This is a genomic window from Streptococcus oralis, assembly GCF_023110055.1.
GTDB classification, from domain to species: Bacteria; Bacillota; Bacilli; order Lactobacillales; family Streptococcaceae; genus Streptococcus; species Streptococcus oralis_BY.
Genome location: NZ_JALDVG010000002.1, coordinates 201,352 through 215,267 on the forward strand (window position 1 = coordinate 201,352; position 13,916 = coordinate 215,267).

At 42.0% G+C, this 13,916-nt stretch carries 12 protein-coding genes; 2 read left to right on the forward strand and 10 right to left on the reverse strand.

The window, feature by feature from the left end; translation table 11 throughout:
* Positions 1–115: 115 nt before the first annotated feature.
* Entirely contained in the window at positions 116–2,125 is a 2,010-nt protein-coding gene (locus M1G01_RS08300) for a CAP domain-containing protein (RefSeq protein WP_247931587.1), read from the reverse strand.
* 494 nt (positions 2,126–2,619) lie between these two features.
* A complete protein-coding gene (locus M1G01_RS08305) occupies positions 2,620–4,011 on the reverse strand; it encodes a Cof-type HAD-IIB family hydrolase (protein WP_247931588.1) in 1,392 nt (463 codons plus the stop codon).
* Positions 4,012–4,076: 65 nt separating this feature from the next.
* Here M1G01_RS08305 and M1G01_RS08310 point away from each other — a divergent pair, with 65 nt between their 5' ends.
* The gene (locus M1G01_RS08310; protein WP_247931589.1) at positions 4,077–5,039 is read left to right on the forward strand and encodes an asparaginase; all 963 of its coding nucleotides are present in this window, start codon (positions 4,077–4,079) and stop codon (positions 5,037–5,039) included.
* Between the two features lie 52 nt (positions 5,040–5,091).
* Here the strand turns inward: M1G01_RS08310 and ccpA are convergent, their stop codons facing one another.
* Positions 5,092–6,102, reverse strand: coding sequence for a catabolite control protein A (gene ccpA, locus M1G01_RS08315; protein WP_001090637.1), 1,011 nt, complete (start codon positions 6,100–6,102; stop codon positions 5,092–5,094).
* 204 nt (positions 6,103–6,306) lie between these two features.
* Between ccpA and M1G01_RS08320 the strand changes: the two genes are divergently transcribed.
* Positions 6,307–6,624, forward strand: a complete 318-nt coding sequence (locus M1G01_RS08320; protein WP_000886045.1) for a DUF960 domain-containing protein — start codon at positions 6,307–6,309, stop codon at positions 6,622–6,624.
* Positions 6,625–6,674: 50 nt separating this feature from the next.
* On the opposite strand, the gene M1G01_RS08325 is transcribed toward M1G01_RS08320, so the two are convergent.
* The 7 genes from M1G01_RS08325 to M1G01_RS08355 all read right to left on the reverse strand — a co-directional run bounded on the left by M1G01_RS08325 (position 6,675) and on the right by M1G01_RS08355 (position 13,904).
* A complete protein-coding gene (locus M1G01_RS08325; RefSeq protein WP_247931590.1) occupies positions 6,675–7,958 on the reverse strand; it encodes a DUF308 domain-containing protein in 1,284 nt (427 codons plus the stop codon).
* Positions 7,951–8,772: a 2-amino-4-hydroxy-6-hydroxymethyldihydropteridine diphosphokinase gene (gene folK, locus M1G01_RS08330; protein ID WP_247931591.1), complete on the reverse strand. Its 822-nt coding sequence runs from the start codon at positions 8,770–8,772 to the stop codon at positions 7,951–7,953. Before folK ends, M1G01_RS08325 begins: the two co-directional genes overlap by 8 nt.
* Positions 8,773–8,814: 42 nt before the next feature.
* Positions 8,815–9,369 carry a GTP cyclohydrolase I FolE gene (gene folE / locus M1G01_RS08335; protein WP_000380931.1) on the reverse strand — a complete coding sequence of 185 codons (555 nt, stop codon included), beginning with the start codon at positions 9,367–9,369 and terminating at the stop codon, positions 8,815–8,817.
* Positions 9,350–10,672, reverse strand: coding sequence for a bifunctional folylpolyglutamate synthase/dihydrofolate synthase (locus M1G01_RS08340; protein WP_247931592.1), 1,323 nt, complete (start codon positions 10,670–10,672; stop codon positions 9,350–9,352). The genes folE and M1G01_RS08340 overlap by 20 nt, the downstream gene beginning before the upstream one ends.
* 1 nt (position 10,673) lies before the next feature.
* Positions 10,674–11,648 carry a dihydropteroate synthase gene (gene folP, locus M1G01_RS08345; protein ID WP_162284819.1) on the reverse strand — a complete coding sequence of 325 codons (975 nt, stop codon included), beginning with the start codon at positions 11,646–11,648 and terminating at the stop codon, positions 10,674–10,676.
* A 75-nt stretch (positions 11,649–11,723) separates the two neighbouring features.
* Positions 11,724–12,431, reverse strand: a complete 708-nt coding sequence (locus M1G01_RS08350) for a CPBP family intramembrane glutamic endopeptidase (protein ID WP_247931593.1) — start codon at positions 12,429–12,431, stop codon at positions 11,724–11,726.
* A gap of 54 nt (positions 12,432–12,485) precedes the next feature.
* On the reverse strand, positions 12,486–13,904 hold the full coding sequence (locus M1G01_RS08355; RefSeq protein WP_247931594.1) for an NCS2 family permease: 1,419 nt from the start codon (positions 13,902–13,904) through the stop codon (positions 12,486–12,488).
* Positions 13,905–13,916: the final 12 nt, after the last annotated feature.

The following is a 13,916-nucleotide window of genomic DNA, read 5'->3' on the forward strand; positions in this document are numbered from 1 at the left end:
AAAAAGGGAGCCTCCGGCTCCTTTTTGTTTGTCCTGATTGGGTCACAAAAAGGCTTTAAACAATAGTTTAAAGCCTCAATCTTATTTAGAAAGTAGTCAATCTCAAAAGATTGAATTATTTGTAACTGTATGCCCAGTAGTATACACCGTTTCCATCAACTACTGCTGCTACAGCTCCTTCAGTGACATTTGGATCGAGAAGCAAGTCTCTCAAACCACTGTTTGCCCATTTCTTAACGACAACAGCAGCATCTTCATCACGACGTCCTACAAAGCCTGTGCTATCGTATTGACGTGAAATTTCATTTACTTTCGGAAGTGCTTGATTTTGATAAATGTCTTCAGACCAAGTCAATTCTTTCAATCCTTGAGCTTTACGCTCTTCATTGATTTTAGCGAAAGCTTCTTTCGCTTTTGAAACATAGTCATAGTTTGTATCGTTTGTTGCTTCAACACGGTAAACAAACTTCACATAGCCAAATTCTACATCACTGTATTTCTTGTCTTCGACACCACTCTTAAGATTTGCAATCAAGACATAGTCCTTAGCGTATGGGTTTTCTTTCGTCTTCTCAAAGATTTCTGGATCTTCGATTTCCCACTCAACTTTAGCATCCCAACCAGAGTTATCAAGGAACTTAGGATTCATTTTTTCGATGACATAGTTTTTGAACTCTTCAACATTCTTGAATGGCAATGCTTGACCTGCTTTAGCAGTCGTTACCAAGTTAGTTGAGTAAAGTTTCACGCTTGAGTTCTTGTCACTGTACATGTACTCGTCATCAGCAGTGTTTTCGTGAAGTTTTGGATCACGAGCTGGATCGTTTGGATCAGTCATCCCTTGAAGTTTCCATTTTCCTCCAAGCCACTTCCAGTATGCTGAGTAACCTGTACGCTCTGAGTTAGATGGTACATAGTAGTAATGTGCACTACCGTCGAAGTAGTAGTTTTTATCATTCTTGAGGACTGCGTCACCTGGTTTACCTGGTGGGTAAACCAATTTTGGAGTTTGTCCATTTGGTGCCCAAGCCAAGTATTCCAATCCTTCAGCTGGTTTTTCAACATAATCAGGGATTTGGTTTTCACTTGGTTCATCAGTCGTTACCAAACCTGGTGTTGTTGGGATAGCTGGAGTTGCTGGTGTTTCTGGTTTTGGTTCTGCTGGTGTTTCTGTTGATGGCTTGAATGGATCAAATTCACTATCAGCACCATTAATTGGTGGGTTTTCTGGTAGGTCAACACTTGGAGTTGCTGGTTGTGCTGGTTGTGGCTCAGCTGGTGTTGTTGGCTCTTCAGGTTTATCACTAGGAGCTGGTGTTGGAGTCTCTGGTTCTGCTGGTGTTGGAGCAGGAACTTCAGGTTGACTTGGTTGTGCTGGCTCAACCGGAGTTGTTGGTTGTTCTGGTTTTGGTTCAGCAGGTGTTGCCGGTTGTGCTGGTGTTGGCTCAGCTGGTTGTGCTGGTTGTGCTGGTGTTGTATCAGCAGAATCTTTCACCAATACCCACTTACCATTTTGGTAGTAGTAATAATCACCATTGTCCAATACATAGTAATGGTACCCATTTTCGTAACGATAGTGAGGATCGTTTTCCAAGTTGTTAGTAGATGAGTTGTTATTACTATTGTTTGTCAAAGGTTTCCACTGACCGTTGCGATAAATACGGTAGCTACCGTCGTTCATACGGTAGTAGTGATTGCCATTCCAGTAAATATAGTTTTCATCGCTAGCAAGGTTGTTGTAATTATTCCAATAGTTATAACCATAGTAGTTGCTACTGTTGCCATAGCCATAGTAGTTATTCCAATTATTGTAACCGTAGTTGTAACTTGGGTAATAGCTACCATATCCATAGTTATAGCTTGGGTAGTAGCTATTGTAGCCATAGTTATAGCTTGGGTAATAACTGTTGTAGCCATAACTTCTTACAGTATAGTTTGATGTGCGACTACGATTTGCAGTAGTACGGTTAGAAGTACGATTGCTTGAACGGCGGCTAGTTCTTGTATAGTAACTATTATTTCCATTCCAATTGTAAGCAGCGTGAGCTTCACTTGGTGCAAAAGTTGGAAGCATTGTTACAGCTGTTAAAACAGAAGCTGTCAAATAGATATATTTTTTCTTCATTTCAACCTCTTAATTCTCTAATTTTTAAACTTGAAAATTAAAATAATAAAAATTTGGAAAGCAATTGTGCACAATTTTATAACTAAACCTCAAAGCTAGAGTGAACTCCTCACATCAACTTGTTAACAGGCCTGAAATAAACAAGTTGACTTTCTGTCTTTAAAAAGAGCATATCATAGTAGCATGAGTATTTTATATTTATTCGCTTTCTGAATTTATTCTAACACATCAACTTTCAAACATCAAATAATTTGACTTGCTTTTTTTAATGTTTTTCAAAATAAAAGCTAGATATATTACTAATATATCTAGCTTTTTAACTATTCTTTGTAAGAAATGTAATTTCCTATTATTTTATTTTCACTATCTTTTCATTTTTTCTTTTCTTTTTCTAGTATAAATATGCTAATAATAATTAGTGATATATATAAAATTGTTCGGTTTTTCCGCTCAAAAAATCCCCGAATTTTTTATCCAGGGAAAAGAATTTTCTCTTATTTTTTATTTTTTCTTTCTTTATGTCGCTCATAAGCTTTAAACTGACGTTGTAGTTCCTGTCGGATAGCAGGTTCTGGAGCATATTTTTCTTCCCAGTCATCTGGCTTTAAAATCTTGTGTGTAACTGGGTCAAAATGAGCTTTTCCATCAGGGAAAACCTTCCCCATATTCGCTTCATGGACAATATCAAAAATGCGTTCTGGGTCTACTCCCATCAAAACAAAACTACCGTATGTGAAATACAATGTGTCAATCAAAGCATCCACTTGACTGACCAGATTTTGCTTAGCAGGCGTCTTTTTCGCCACTTTCTCTGCCGCTTTATCAAGTGCCTCATGCATGCTTGCAAGGGAGTCTTGGAATTCTTCCTCCGAAGAACTTGCTGCACGAACAAACTCCACTAATTCTTCAATTTTAAAGTCTGCGCGGTGGGTTGCACCTTCAGCATCCCATGCCTGTGGCTCTTCTTGAGTTCGTTCATCCATCATGTGGTGGAAGGTTTTAACCTTATTAAAGTGGTAGTCTCGACTGACAAACACTTTTTCTGAAGCCAAAACACCAAAGTGCTCGAGCGCCTTGTGGATACCATCTTGTTGATTACTTGCCGTAATATGCTTGGCAACTTCTTTGACACTGCTACTACCATTTCCCATAGCAACCGACATACCAACACCCGCCAACATTTCCAGATCGTTGTCTGAATCACCAAAGGCCATGACTTGGTTGAGATCAAAGCCATATTCTTTCCCGACTCGGCGAATGCCTTCTAGTTTGGAATTTCCTTGGTTAATGATATCTGCTGCAAAAGGATTGCTTCGAGTTAATTTTAAATCTTCAAAATCACTTGCTGCCTTCTCAGATTCTTCTGGCGTCATCAGCATCAAAACTTGATAAATGGGCTGATTAATCAAGTTAAGCAAGTCGTCTTCCTTTTGAGGAACTGCCTTGCTGACCATTCGATTAAAGGAACGGCTAACGGTTCTTGTCAGAACAGTCGGAATAAAACGACTAACCAGTTGGGAAAAGGAGCCGAGACCAAATGACATAATTTTCGAACCAACAACGGCATGCTCGGTTCCAAGAGCGATTTCTTTACGCTCCTTTTTAGCGTAAGCAATCAGTTGACGCAGGCTTGACTTAGCAATCGGACTTGCAAAGAGCACCTTTTCTTTATTAAAAATGTATTGGCCATTGTAGGTCACCGCAAAGTCTAGGTCCAAGTCTTCCATCAATTCCTTGACAAAAAACGGCCCTCGTCCTGTCGCTACTCCAACAAGCACTCCTTGCTCTTTGACAATCTTAATCGCGTCCTTAGTGGATTTCAAAACACTCTTGCGATCGTTGACTAGCGTTCCATCGATATCAAAAAAAACAGCCTTGACTTCCATCCTGTCCCATTCTCCCCTTTTGTGTTACAATGATTATACCACATTTCAGAAAGAGTGACTAAATCATGCCTAAGAAAATCCTTGTTTTACATACAGGTGGGACTATTTCCATGCAAGCAGACGCCACTGGTGCCGTTGTAACTAGTCAGGACAATCCCATGAACCATGTTTCCAATCCACTTGAAGGAATTGAGGTTCATACCCTAGACTTTTTTAATCTGCCAAGCCCTCATATCAAACCCAAGCATATGCTTGCACTCTATCATAAGATTAAAGAGGAAGCTGATAACTATGATGGAGTTGTCATCACACATGGTACAGATACCTTAGAAGAAACAGCTTACTTCCTTGATACCATGAAAATTCCGCCCATCCCCATCGTTCTAACAGGGGCCATGCGTAGTTCAAACGAACTTGGTAGCGACGGTGTATATAACTATCTGAGCGCTTTGCGAGTTGCCAGCGATGACAAAGCAGCCGACAAGGGTGTACTGGTCGTCATGAACGACGAGATCCACGCAGCCAAGTATGTTACCAAAACTCATACGACCAACGTCAGCACCTTTCAAACCCCAACACATGGACCACTTGGCCTCATCATGAAGCAAGAAATCCTCTACTTCAAAACGGCTGAGCCTCGTGTCCGGTTTAATCTTGAGCATATTCAAGGTCTGGTTCCCATCATCTCAGCCTATGCCGGTATGACAGACGAGCTGATTGATATGTTAGACTTAGAACAGCTGGATGGCTTAGTCATTCAGGCCTTCGGAGCAGGCAATATTCCCAAAGAAACAGCTCAAAAGTTGGAAAATCTCCTCCAAAAAGGAATTCCAGTCGCCTTGGTCTCACGATGCTTTAATGGCATTGCTGAACCTGTCTACGCCTACCCAGGTGGAGGAGTGCAGTTGCAACGAGCTGGTGTTTTCTTTGTCAAAGAACTCAACGCTCAAAAAGCGCGCCTCAAATTATTAATTGCCCTTAATGCTGGACTAAAAGGACAAGCTTTGAAAGACTATATGGAAGGATAAACCTCTTCTCTAGAAAGCAAATCAGGAAATCTTCACGATTCCCTGATTTTTTCTATTTACGTTTTCGTGTAGAGCGGCGTTCTGTCAAACCATGAGGTAAGAGAACTTCACGTTCTTCCAACTCTTCCTTATGCATGATTTTGGTCAACATACGCATGCTGATAGCACCTAGGTCATAAAGAGGTTGGGCAATAGTCGTCAAGTTTGGACGAGTGAATCGTGCAATCTGAGAGTCATCTGTCGTGATGATTTCAAACTCTTCCGGCACAGATACACCATGGTCAGCTAAACCATTCAACACACCTGCTGCCAATTCATCACCTGTTACAACTGCGGCTGTAGCTTGTGATGAAATCAAGCGTTCTGCCAAGGCATAACCATCGTCATAGCTGTATTTTGATTCAAAGACCAATCCCTCGCTATAAGAATATCCTGCTTTTTTCAAGGCTTCCTTGTAACCGATCAAACGAACCTTGCCATTGATATCATCGACGAGTGGTCCACTCACAAAAGCAATTTTCTCATTTTCTTTGAGAAGATAGCTCACGGCATCAATCGTTGCTTGTTTGTAGTCGATATTCACACTTGGAAGTTGATGTTCTACATCCACAGTACCAGCAAGAACAACCGGTGTCCGTGAACGAGAAAACTCTGAACGAATCTTTTCAGTCAAGTGATAGCCCATAAAGATAATCCCATCGACTTGTTTTGAAAAGAGAGTGTTAACCACTGAAACTTCCTTTTCATCATCCTCATCACTATTTGCAAGGACAATGTTATACTTGTACATTTCAGCAATGTCGTCAATCCCCTTAGCAAGTGTTGAGAAATAACCATTGGTAATGTTAGGAATCACAACTCCGACTGTCGTTGTTTTCTTGCTAGCCAAACCACGTGCTACCGCATTTGGACGATAGTCCAAGCGATCAATCACTTCTAGGACTTTTTTTCGAGTATTCTCTTTAACATTCTTGTTGCCATTAACGACACGGCTAACTGTTGCCATTGAAACTCCTGCTTCACGGGCGACGTCATAAATCGTTACTGTATCATCTGTGTTCATTCCGTTTCCTTTCTATAATGAAAATTTCGCTTTCACGCATCTACTTACTCCATTTTATCACTTATTGTAAACACTTTCAAGTATTTTTTAGAGAAACTTTGAAAAAATTTCACAGTTTATTCCCATTTTGAAAAAGCGATTACGATTTCTTGATTTTTAAGACATTTTGCTGTATGATAAGGAAAATAAAAGGGGGAGGAAAACATGGCTTTTACAAATACACAGAGACGTTCCGCTAGTTTTGGTGTCGTGACCAGCTTGCCTGATGATGTCATTGACTCTTTATGGTATATTATCGATCATTTCCTGAAAAATGTCTTTGAACTAGAAGAAGAACTTGAGTTTCAACTGCTCAACAATAAGGGGACCATCACCTTCCATTTTTCTAGTCAGCACCTTCCGACTAGCATCGATTTTGATTTCAATCATCCTTTCGATCCGCTTTACCCGCCTAGGGTCCTTGTTTTAGACCTAGACGGCAGAGAAACCATCCTCCTTCCAGAAGAAAATGACCTATTTTAAAAACTCTAGCTTTTCGGCACAAACTGCTGATGAACTAGAGTTTTCTTTTTCTAATAAATGGATCGACTAACAACTAGACCATTGGGTTTTGTATACTCTAAATCAAGGTAATCCTGATAAGTCCCTGGCACAATGAAACCTTGGGGACTCAATATATCAGTTCCAGCTTTTCCCACGATAGAGTCTGCTAGCAGAACACAATTGGTACTGAGAACAAAGTAGGTCTTAAACTCGGATGAGCTGAATTTATAGAGGGTCGCATCTGCTTCCTCTTTTAGTTGGTAGGAGTAGGTATGCTTTACCTCTCCCTCTCTTCTTTTCATCAACTGCGAGCTTGGTTCCCAAGGAATTAACAGGTCTTCTATCTCCGCTAAACGCGCTTGGATAGCTGCTTTCTGTTGCTCCGTCAAACTCAGGCCATAAGCAAACAAGGTCTTCTGACTTTCCCTCTTACAGAGCTCGATGTATTTTTCCCGATTGGCCTTAAACAAAACACCATCTCCAACCATGCCGAATAAACGCTCCGAGTGGGGATCATAGGAACCATAGGAAATAACCTGCCCTTGATAACAAATATCCACATGTCCCATAGCAAGGAAGAAGGAGGTTTCTGAAGTATGAACAAAAATTTCCAGATCAACCGCCTGGTCATTTTTTCTTTCTGAATGAACTTCCCCTTCTTGACTTTCATGATTTGCCAGCCACTCATTTAGTTTGCGCAAGGTACTAATAGGGATCAGCGCTGTCACAAAGATCGGCAGAGTCATTCGCATACGTCGTTTCAGCTTGGGATTGTTTTCTATCCTTTCAAAAAAGAAACCGTCCCGGAGGCTACTAGCTCCTAGCATGAGCAAGTAAAACCCAAGCAAGAGCAATTCAAAATTCGCTGCATCGTGAAAAGGAGAGATGCTATAAAGCCCGAATCCTATCATCCATACAGCATCGAAGAGATGATGGAGCCGAGGATGAATGGCATTTTTTCGATAGAGAGACCAAGTCACAAGACTAATGATGCCCGTAAACAGCTGGTAGCTCGCAATGATAAAAACCAGGAGATAGAGGGCAAGGTCTTGCAAGATGATAGAGTCAAACACCAGAGCAGCTACCACCAGCTTGCCCAAGGTTACAAAGATATTTTCCCGACGTTTTTTATCTTGAAACCAGCGAGTCAACAAGTGCCAAACTGCTGACAAGGAAAAGTAGCCCATCAGCAACTGGTACCCCATTCGCGGAATAACTTGTCCAAAACGAATCAAGAGAAGCCCTAAAACAATAGCAAGTAGTCCCTCCCCGATACTCTTCCACTTGCTATAGGTATCGGAAAGCTTAGGCATTTCCTTGCTCCAACTGGTCAACCAAGTAACGAATTGGTTGCTTTAGGATCGGATGGATAAAATGGGGAGCTATTTCCACTAACGGCTCAAGAACAAAGAGGCGTTCTGCTATATAAGGATGAGGCAAGATGAGCTCGTCTGTGTAAATGATCTGGTCCTCCACAAAGAGTAGGTCCAAATCAATCAAACGAGGCCCCCAATGCACCTCTCGAACCCGTCCCATTTCTGACTCAATAGCTAATAATGTTTCTAACAAGACTGGTGCTGGTAGCCAGGTTTCTACTTCAATCACCTGATTGGCAAAGCTATCCTGTTCCACACCTCCCCAAGGCTCTGTCGCCAAGACACTGGACTCTTTGAGAATATGGATACCTCGAGCTCGCAGTTTGTCAATGGCTTGCTCCAAGTTTGCTTGCTTGTCCCCCATATTGCTTCCTAGGGCGATAAAGGCACGTTGCTTGCGACGGTGGATGGTTACCGAGCAGGTATCAAGTGGCAAGTGGACTGGAGCCCAAGGTTTTTTGAGTTCTAGTTCAATCTCTTGGACAAGAGGATAGGCCTCAAAGGTACGCTCTACTAGTTTGTAGGCTACCGTTTCAATCAAATCCTCAGTGCTTTCCTGAAACCAAGTCTTCCACTGTTGGCAAAGTTCTCCATAGTGGACAGAAGAGGCCAAGTCTAACTCAGTCGCTGCCTTGGTCATATCATAGGAAAGGATGGCTGAAACGACAAACTTCTGCCCCAATTCTTTCTCACTGGGAAAGAGACCATGATAAGCAAAAATTTCCAAATCCTTAATCTGCAGTTGATCCATAATGATTCCTTTCTAGAAAAATCCGCTTGAAGCGGATTCTTTTTATAGTCCCATTAAACGATAAGCCTGGTCTCGGAGGTCTTTATCTGTTTCAAATAGACCACGAGCTACTGTCGTCAAGGTTGCCGTGCCTGGCTTTCTGACACCACGCATGCTCATACACATATGTTCCGCCTCAATGACAACAAAGGCTCCCTTAGCCCCCAGATAGTCCATCAAGGCATCGGCCACTTCGATATTTAACCGCTCTTGAATTTGTGGTTTTTTCGAATAAACTTCAACCGTACGGGCTAGCTTAGACAAGCCTGCTACACGTCCATCTGGAATGTAGGCAATGTGCGCTCTCCCATAAAAAGGCAGAAAGTGGTGCTCACACATAGTGTGGAAAAAGATATCCTTTTCTACCACCATATTATCATCAATAATCTCAAAGGATTTTGACAAGTGTTCCTCAGCAGTTTGGCCAAGACCTGAAAAAATCTCTTGGTACATACGGGCTACACGAGCAGGCGTTTCCTGCAAGCCCTCGCGGTTAGCGTCCTCACCAACAGCCTCGATAATCATTTTTACAGCCGTTTCAATCTTTTGTGTATCCATTCTCGTTCTTCCTCTCCATCAGATAGGCTCTCACTTGGCTCAAGAAATACAAGGAACCTGTGATAATCCTAACTGTTTGTTTCTCTTCATTTTTATCTGTCAATTTCTGCTCTAGAAAATCCTGCCAACTTTGGTAATTGAAATTTCTAGACTTGGCTGTCTCTTTCAGCACGCTTTCATCCGTCGCCCGACTATCGTCAAAATGGGTTAAAGTCAATTGACTACCTGGCACCGTTTCTAGCAAATCCAGCATATCCTCCAAAGCCTTGGTTTTAATACACGTAAAGAGGATTTCCTTATGATAATCCGCAAAGCGTTCTTGCAAGTTTGCTAATAAAGCCTTGATAGCATGGGGATTGTGGGCCCCATCCAAAAGCAACAATGGGTCGCTAGACACGACCTCCAAGCGCCCTGGCCATCTGGTTTCTTTCAAAGCTTGAGCAACCAAGTCATTACTTGCTAATTCTCGCCCAGTCTCCTGGCAATAAGTGTCTAGGAGAGCAAGCGCCATCCCCGCATTGTCTATCTGGTGTAAACCAAGCAGACCTGTTTGAAAGCAACCTTGTCTGACCGAACTGGTATAATCAAAGATTTCACCCGTCACCACACTCTTTTGATGACTGACCTGGTAATCACTCCCATAGGCAAGTCTCGGCGCATTTTTAGCTTCTGCAATAGAGTCTATCACAGTCAAGGCTTCAAGAACAATATGACCTGTCACCAAAGGAACACCTTGCTTGATGATTCCAGCTTTCTGCTCTGCTATGGCTTCCAAGGTATCACCAAGTAGGGCTACATGGTCCAAGCCAATGGTCGTGATGCCTGTCAGAATGGGCTGGCAGACATTGGTACTATCCAGAAGTCCACCCATGCCGACTTCCATGATAGCCACATCAACTTTTTCAGTGGCAAAATAATCATAGGCTAGGGCTGTGATAATCTCAAATTCGGTCGTCCCTTGTAAAGCAGCGCCATTCTCCCCCTCGAGTAAAGCACGATAGTCCGCCATGAGGGCTTCTAGCCTAGCCTCGGGGATAGATTCCCCGTTGATGCTAATTTGGTCTGTGTAATGAATGAGATAGGGCGAACTGAACACACCAACTCTTAGACCTAGCTTTTCCAGCATCTTTTTCAAAAAAGCAATGGTAGAGCCCTTGCCATTAGTCCCTCCAATATGGATGACCTTGAGTTTGAGATGGGGATTGCCTCTTAGCGCCAAGAGTTCCACCATTCTCTCCAAACCAAAATGCGGTTGGTCTGTCCGATAGTGGGCAATCCACTGATTGTTTTGAATTTCGTTCATCTTATTTATATTGTTTTAAATCTAGATTTTCTGCATCATCTGCCAAACGAATGGCTGACGCAATTTCAACCGCCATCCTGTGACTGGCTACATCGTGCACACGCACTACTTCGACACCCTGTCTCGCAGCGATACTGGTTACATGAGCCGAAGCTATGTCTCGATTACGAAAACCGACTTCCGTTTCAGGATTAACTTCAAAACCATTTTCTTCCAGGATATTGATAACAAATCGCTTACGCGAAACACCAAGAAAGATTGGATAGCCTTTCTGATGGAGTTTATCCAGATCACGTAGAAGGAGTAGATTTTCCTTCTTGGTCAGACCAAAGCCAATCCCTGGATCCAGCAGGATATTTTCTCTTGCTATCCCAGCTTGATTGGCTCTCGCTAGAGCTCGTTCAAAGAAAGCCTCCATCAAGTCTTCGATTGGCACTTTTTCAAAGTCAGCTAACTCTTCCTCTGTAAATGCTTTCCCAAAACCAAAATGAGGAAATATGCGCGAACTAGGGTGCTGAGGTCGAGCCATGACTGGATTAAACATGATAACCACTTTCGCTCCAGCCTTAGCAACCACATCCGCCATTTTCTCATCTCCCATGAGACCAGTGATATCATTAACCAGATTAGCACCAGCAGCCAAGGCGGCCTCTGCCACCTGACTTTTCCAAGTATCAATGGAAATGAGAACATCACTTTCCTCACGGATAGCTTTAATCACTGGAACAACACGCTGGATTTCCTCTTCTATCTCAACATAGCTACTGCCCGGCCGAGTCGATTCTCCACCGATATCTAGCATGCTCGCTCCTTCTGCTATCAATTTACGAGCCTGCTGGAGTGCCTGCTCAAGAGCAAAAAACTGACCACCATCCGAAAAAGAATCTGGTGTTACATTGATAATTCCACAAATAGCTGTTTTTCCGTGGTTGACTTTATTGGACATAACGGTTACTCCCTTAAGGTTCTCTACCATATTATCCCTCTATTTTACCATAAAAAGAAAAAGATGGACACGTTAGTATTCATCTTTTCCAAGTAGGCCAATGGTTTAGAATGATAGACCTAGATTTCTACTAATCAACACCAATAAGGCCAACAAACAAAATGCAATACCATTGAGAATCATATGAAGCAAAATAGACATCTCCAAACGCTCAGTCCTATAGGCTGTCCAAGTCAAAACCGTTGACATTCCTCCATAAATAATCACTGAAGGTAAATTGGTTGGCATATGGAGCAAGGCAAAGACGATTGCACCAACAACAAAGCCTAGTTTTTCTTTTCCACGGAAGATCTTTTTAGGAATAATTCCACGACACAAAATTTCTTCACAAATCGGCGCAATCAAGACTAGTAGGAAGAAAGTTGAAATCAAGGAACTATTCTGAACTAAACCATTTAGTATTGATTGGTTATTGGTTGTTGCCTCATTTGTTAGTCGAAGCAGGAGTGAACCCAAGAGATTTGTCGCAAAAATCACCAGATAACTCAGTACCAAGCGAGCCAGGTCTTTTGCCTTAAAAAAGGATAGATTAAAAGTAGCAAGTTGTGTTTTTCGTGCACCAATAATGAATACAATCAAAACGACTATGGATAGGGCACCTACTAAGAGCCCTGACTGTAAAATCGGAAACTGTTTGTTTGCTAAAAACAAAGCAAGTCCTATGGGAAATTGAGATAGAACAAAAGCTACCAAAAGGATGAGCACCCATTTCCCTCTGTTCAAAACCTCTTGCCAAATCGTCTTATCTTTCATGATGTACCTCCTTATAATTAAAAAGGGGAGACTCCCCTTTTTCTATTATACCATTTATAGCGCCATACTGATATAGTTAAGGATAAACAAGGCATCCAAAATCCAAATCATCACGTGCACATCCTTGGCTTGACCTTTGACAACTTTTGTCAAGGTATATGACAAGAAACCAACAGCAATCCCTTGTGTGATAGAGTAGCTGAATCCCATAAAGATAGATGTGAAGAAAGCAGGAACCGCTTCAGCCATATCATCCCAAGGGATATTTTTCAAGTTAGAAAGCATCATGATTCCGACAATAATCAAAATTGGTGCTGTTGCAGCTGTAGGAACAATCGCTAGAAGTGGGCTAAAGAAGCTAGATAGAGCAAAACAGATCGCAACCACTAGGGCTGTCAAACCAGTACGTCCACCAGCACCGATACCAGCCGCAGATTCAACATAGGTCGTAACGTTTGAAGTACCTGCAATGGCACCTACCGAAGTTGCCACCAAGTCAGAGTATAGAGCCTTGTCCAATTTAGCGGACTCATGGTTTTCCCCACTTGTCGCAACAATACCAACTTTTTCACCAGTACCGATAAGAGTACCGATTGTATCAAAAATATCCGTTAGTGAGAAGGCAAGAATAGCCATCAAGGTTTCTGGTAAACGCGAAGTGTTTGAAATCAAAGATCCTAAACCTTCTGAACCAAGAGCAGCACCAAACAAAGTTCCTAAATCATTAACCGCTGCTGAAAGATTGTTGCTAGCAAAGTCAATCCCTGATAATTTGACAACACCAACAGCAATGGCAAGCACAGTCGTTGTTAAAATAGAAAGAATGATTCCACCCTTGATGCCTTTAACAACAAAGAAAATGGTAATAGCCAAACCTGCAAGAGCTACCAATACGGCTGGAGTATTGAAGTCTACCAATCCTGGAACAGCTGCGGAGTTTGCAGTAAGTGCAGCTTGAGCCTTGTCTGCTCCTTCACCTGCTACCGTATAAGTACCTGGATCGATTGAGAATTTCAAGAGACCAGCATTCTTAATTCCAACATAGGCAAGGAAAACACCAATACCAGCCGAAATAGCTGAACGAAGTGTTGTTGGAATAGATTCGATGATCATTTTACGAACATTTGTTAAGGTAATAATCAGTGAAATAATTCCACAAATGAAGACCATACCAAGAGCCTCTTTCCAAGTATAGCCCATCCCAAATACAACTGTAAATGTAAAGAAGGCATTTAGTCCCATACCTGGTGCTTGTGCGTACGGCAAATTAGCATAGAAAGCCATCATCAAAGTACCGACTACAGAACCGATAATCGTTGCCAAGAACACACCTTGAACAGGCATACCCGTTTGGGAAAGCATTTGAGGGTTTACAAAGAGAATATAACTCATTGCAAAGAATGTTGTTAAACCAGCAAGCACCTCTGTACGGACATCTGTCCCGTGCTCTTTTAGTTTAAATAGTTTGTCCATCTTTAATCTCCT

Bases quoted from the DNA above. Each gene is read 5' to 3' on its own strand.
- M1G01_RS08300 (WP_247931587.1), bottom strand. From the start codon at position 2,125: ATGAAGAAAAAATATATCTATTTGACAGCTTCTGTTTTAACAGCTGTA.
- M1G01_RS08305 (WP_247931588.1), bottom strand. From the start codon at position 4,011: ATGGAAGTCAAGGCTGTTTTTTTTGATATCGATGGAACGCTAGTCAAC.
- M1G01_RS08310 (WP_247931589.1), top strand. From the start codon at position 4,077: ATGCCTAAGAAAATCCTTGTTTTACATACAGGTGGGACTATTTCCATG.
- ccpA (WP_001090637.1), bottom strand. From the start codon at position 6,102: ATGAACACAGATGATACAGTAACGATTTATGACGTCGCCCGTGAAGCA.
- M1G01_RS08320 (WP_000886045.1), top strand. From the start codon at position 6,307: ATGGCTTTTACAAATACACAGAGACGTTCCGCTAGTTTTGGTGTCGTG.
- M1G01_RS08325 (WP_247931590.1), bottom strand. From the start codon at position 7,958: ATGCCTAAGCTTTCCGATACCTATAGCAAGTGGAAGAGTATCGGGGAG.
- folK (WP_247931591.1), bottom strand. From the start codon at position 8,772: ATGGATCAACTGCAGATTAAGGATTTGGAAATTTTTGCTTATCATGGT.
- folE (WP_000380931.1), bottom strand. From the start codon at position 9,369: ATGGATACACAAAAGATTGAAACGGCTGTAAAAATGATTATCGAGGCT.
- M1G01_RS08340 (WP_247931592.1), bottom strand. From the start codon at position 10,672: ATGAACGAAATTCAAAACAATCAGTGGATTGCCCACTATCGGACAGAC.
- folP (WP_162284819.1), bottom strand. From the start codon at position 11,648: ATGGTAGAGAACCTTAAGGGAGTAACCGTTATGTCCAATAAAGTCAAC.
- M1G01_RS08350 (WP_247931593.1), bottom strand. From the start codon at position 12,431: ATGAAAGATAAGACGATTTGGCAAGAGGTTTTGAACAGAGGGAAATGG.
- M1G01_RS08355 (WP_247931594.1), bottom strand. From the start codon at position 13,904: ATGGACAAACTATTTAAACTAAAAGAGCACGGGACAGATGTCCGTACA.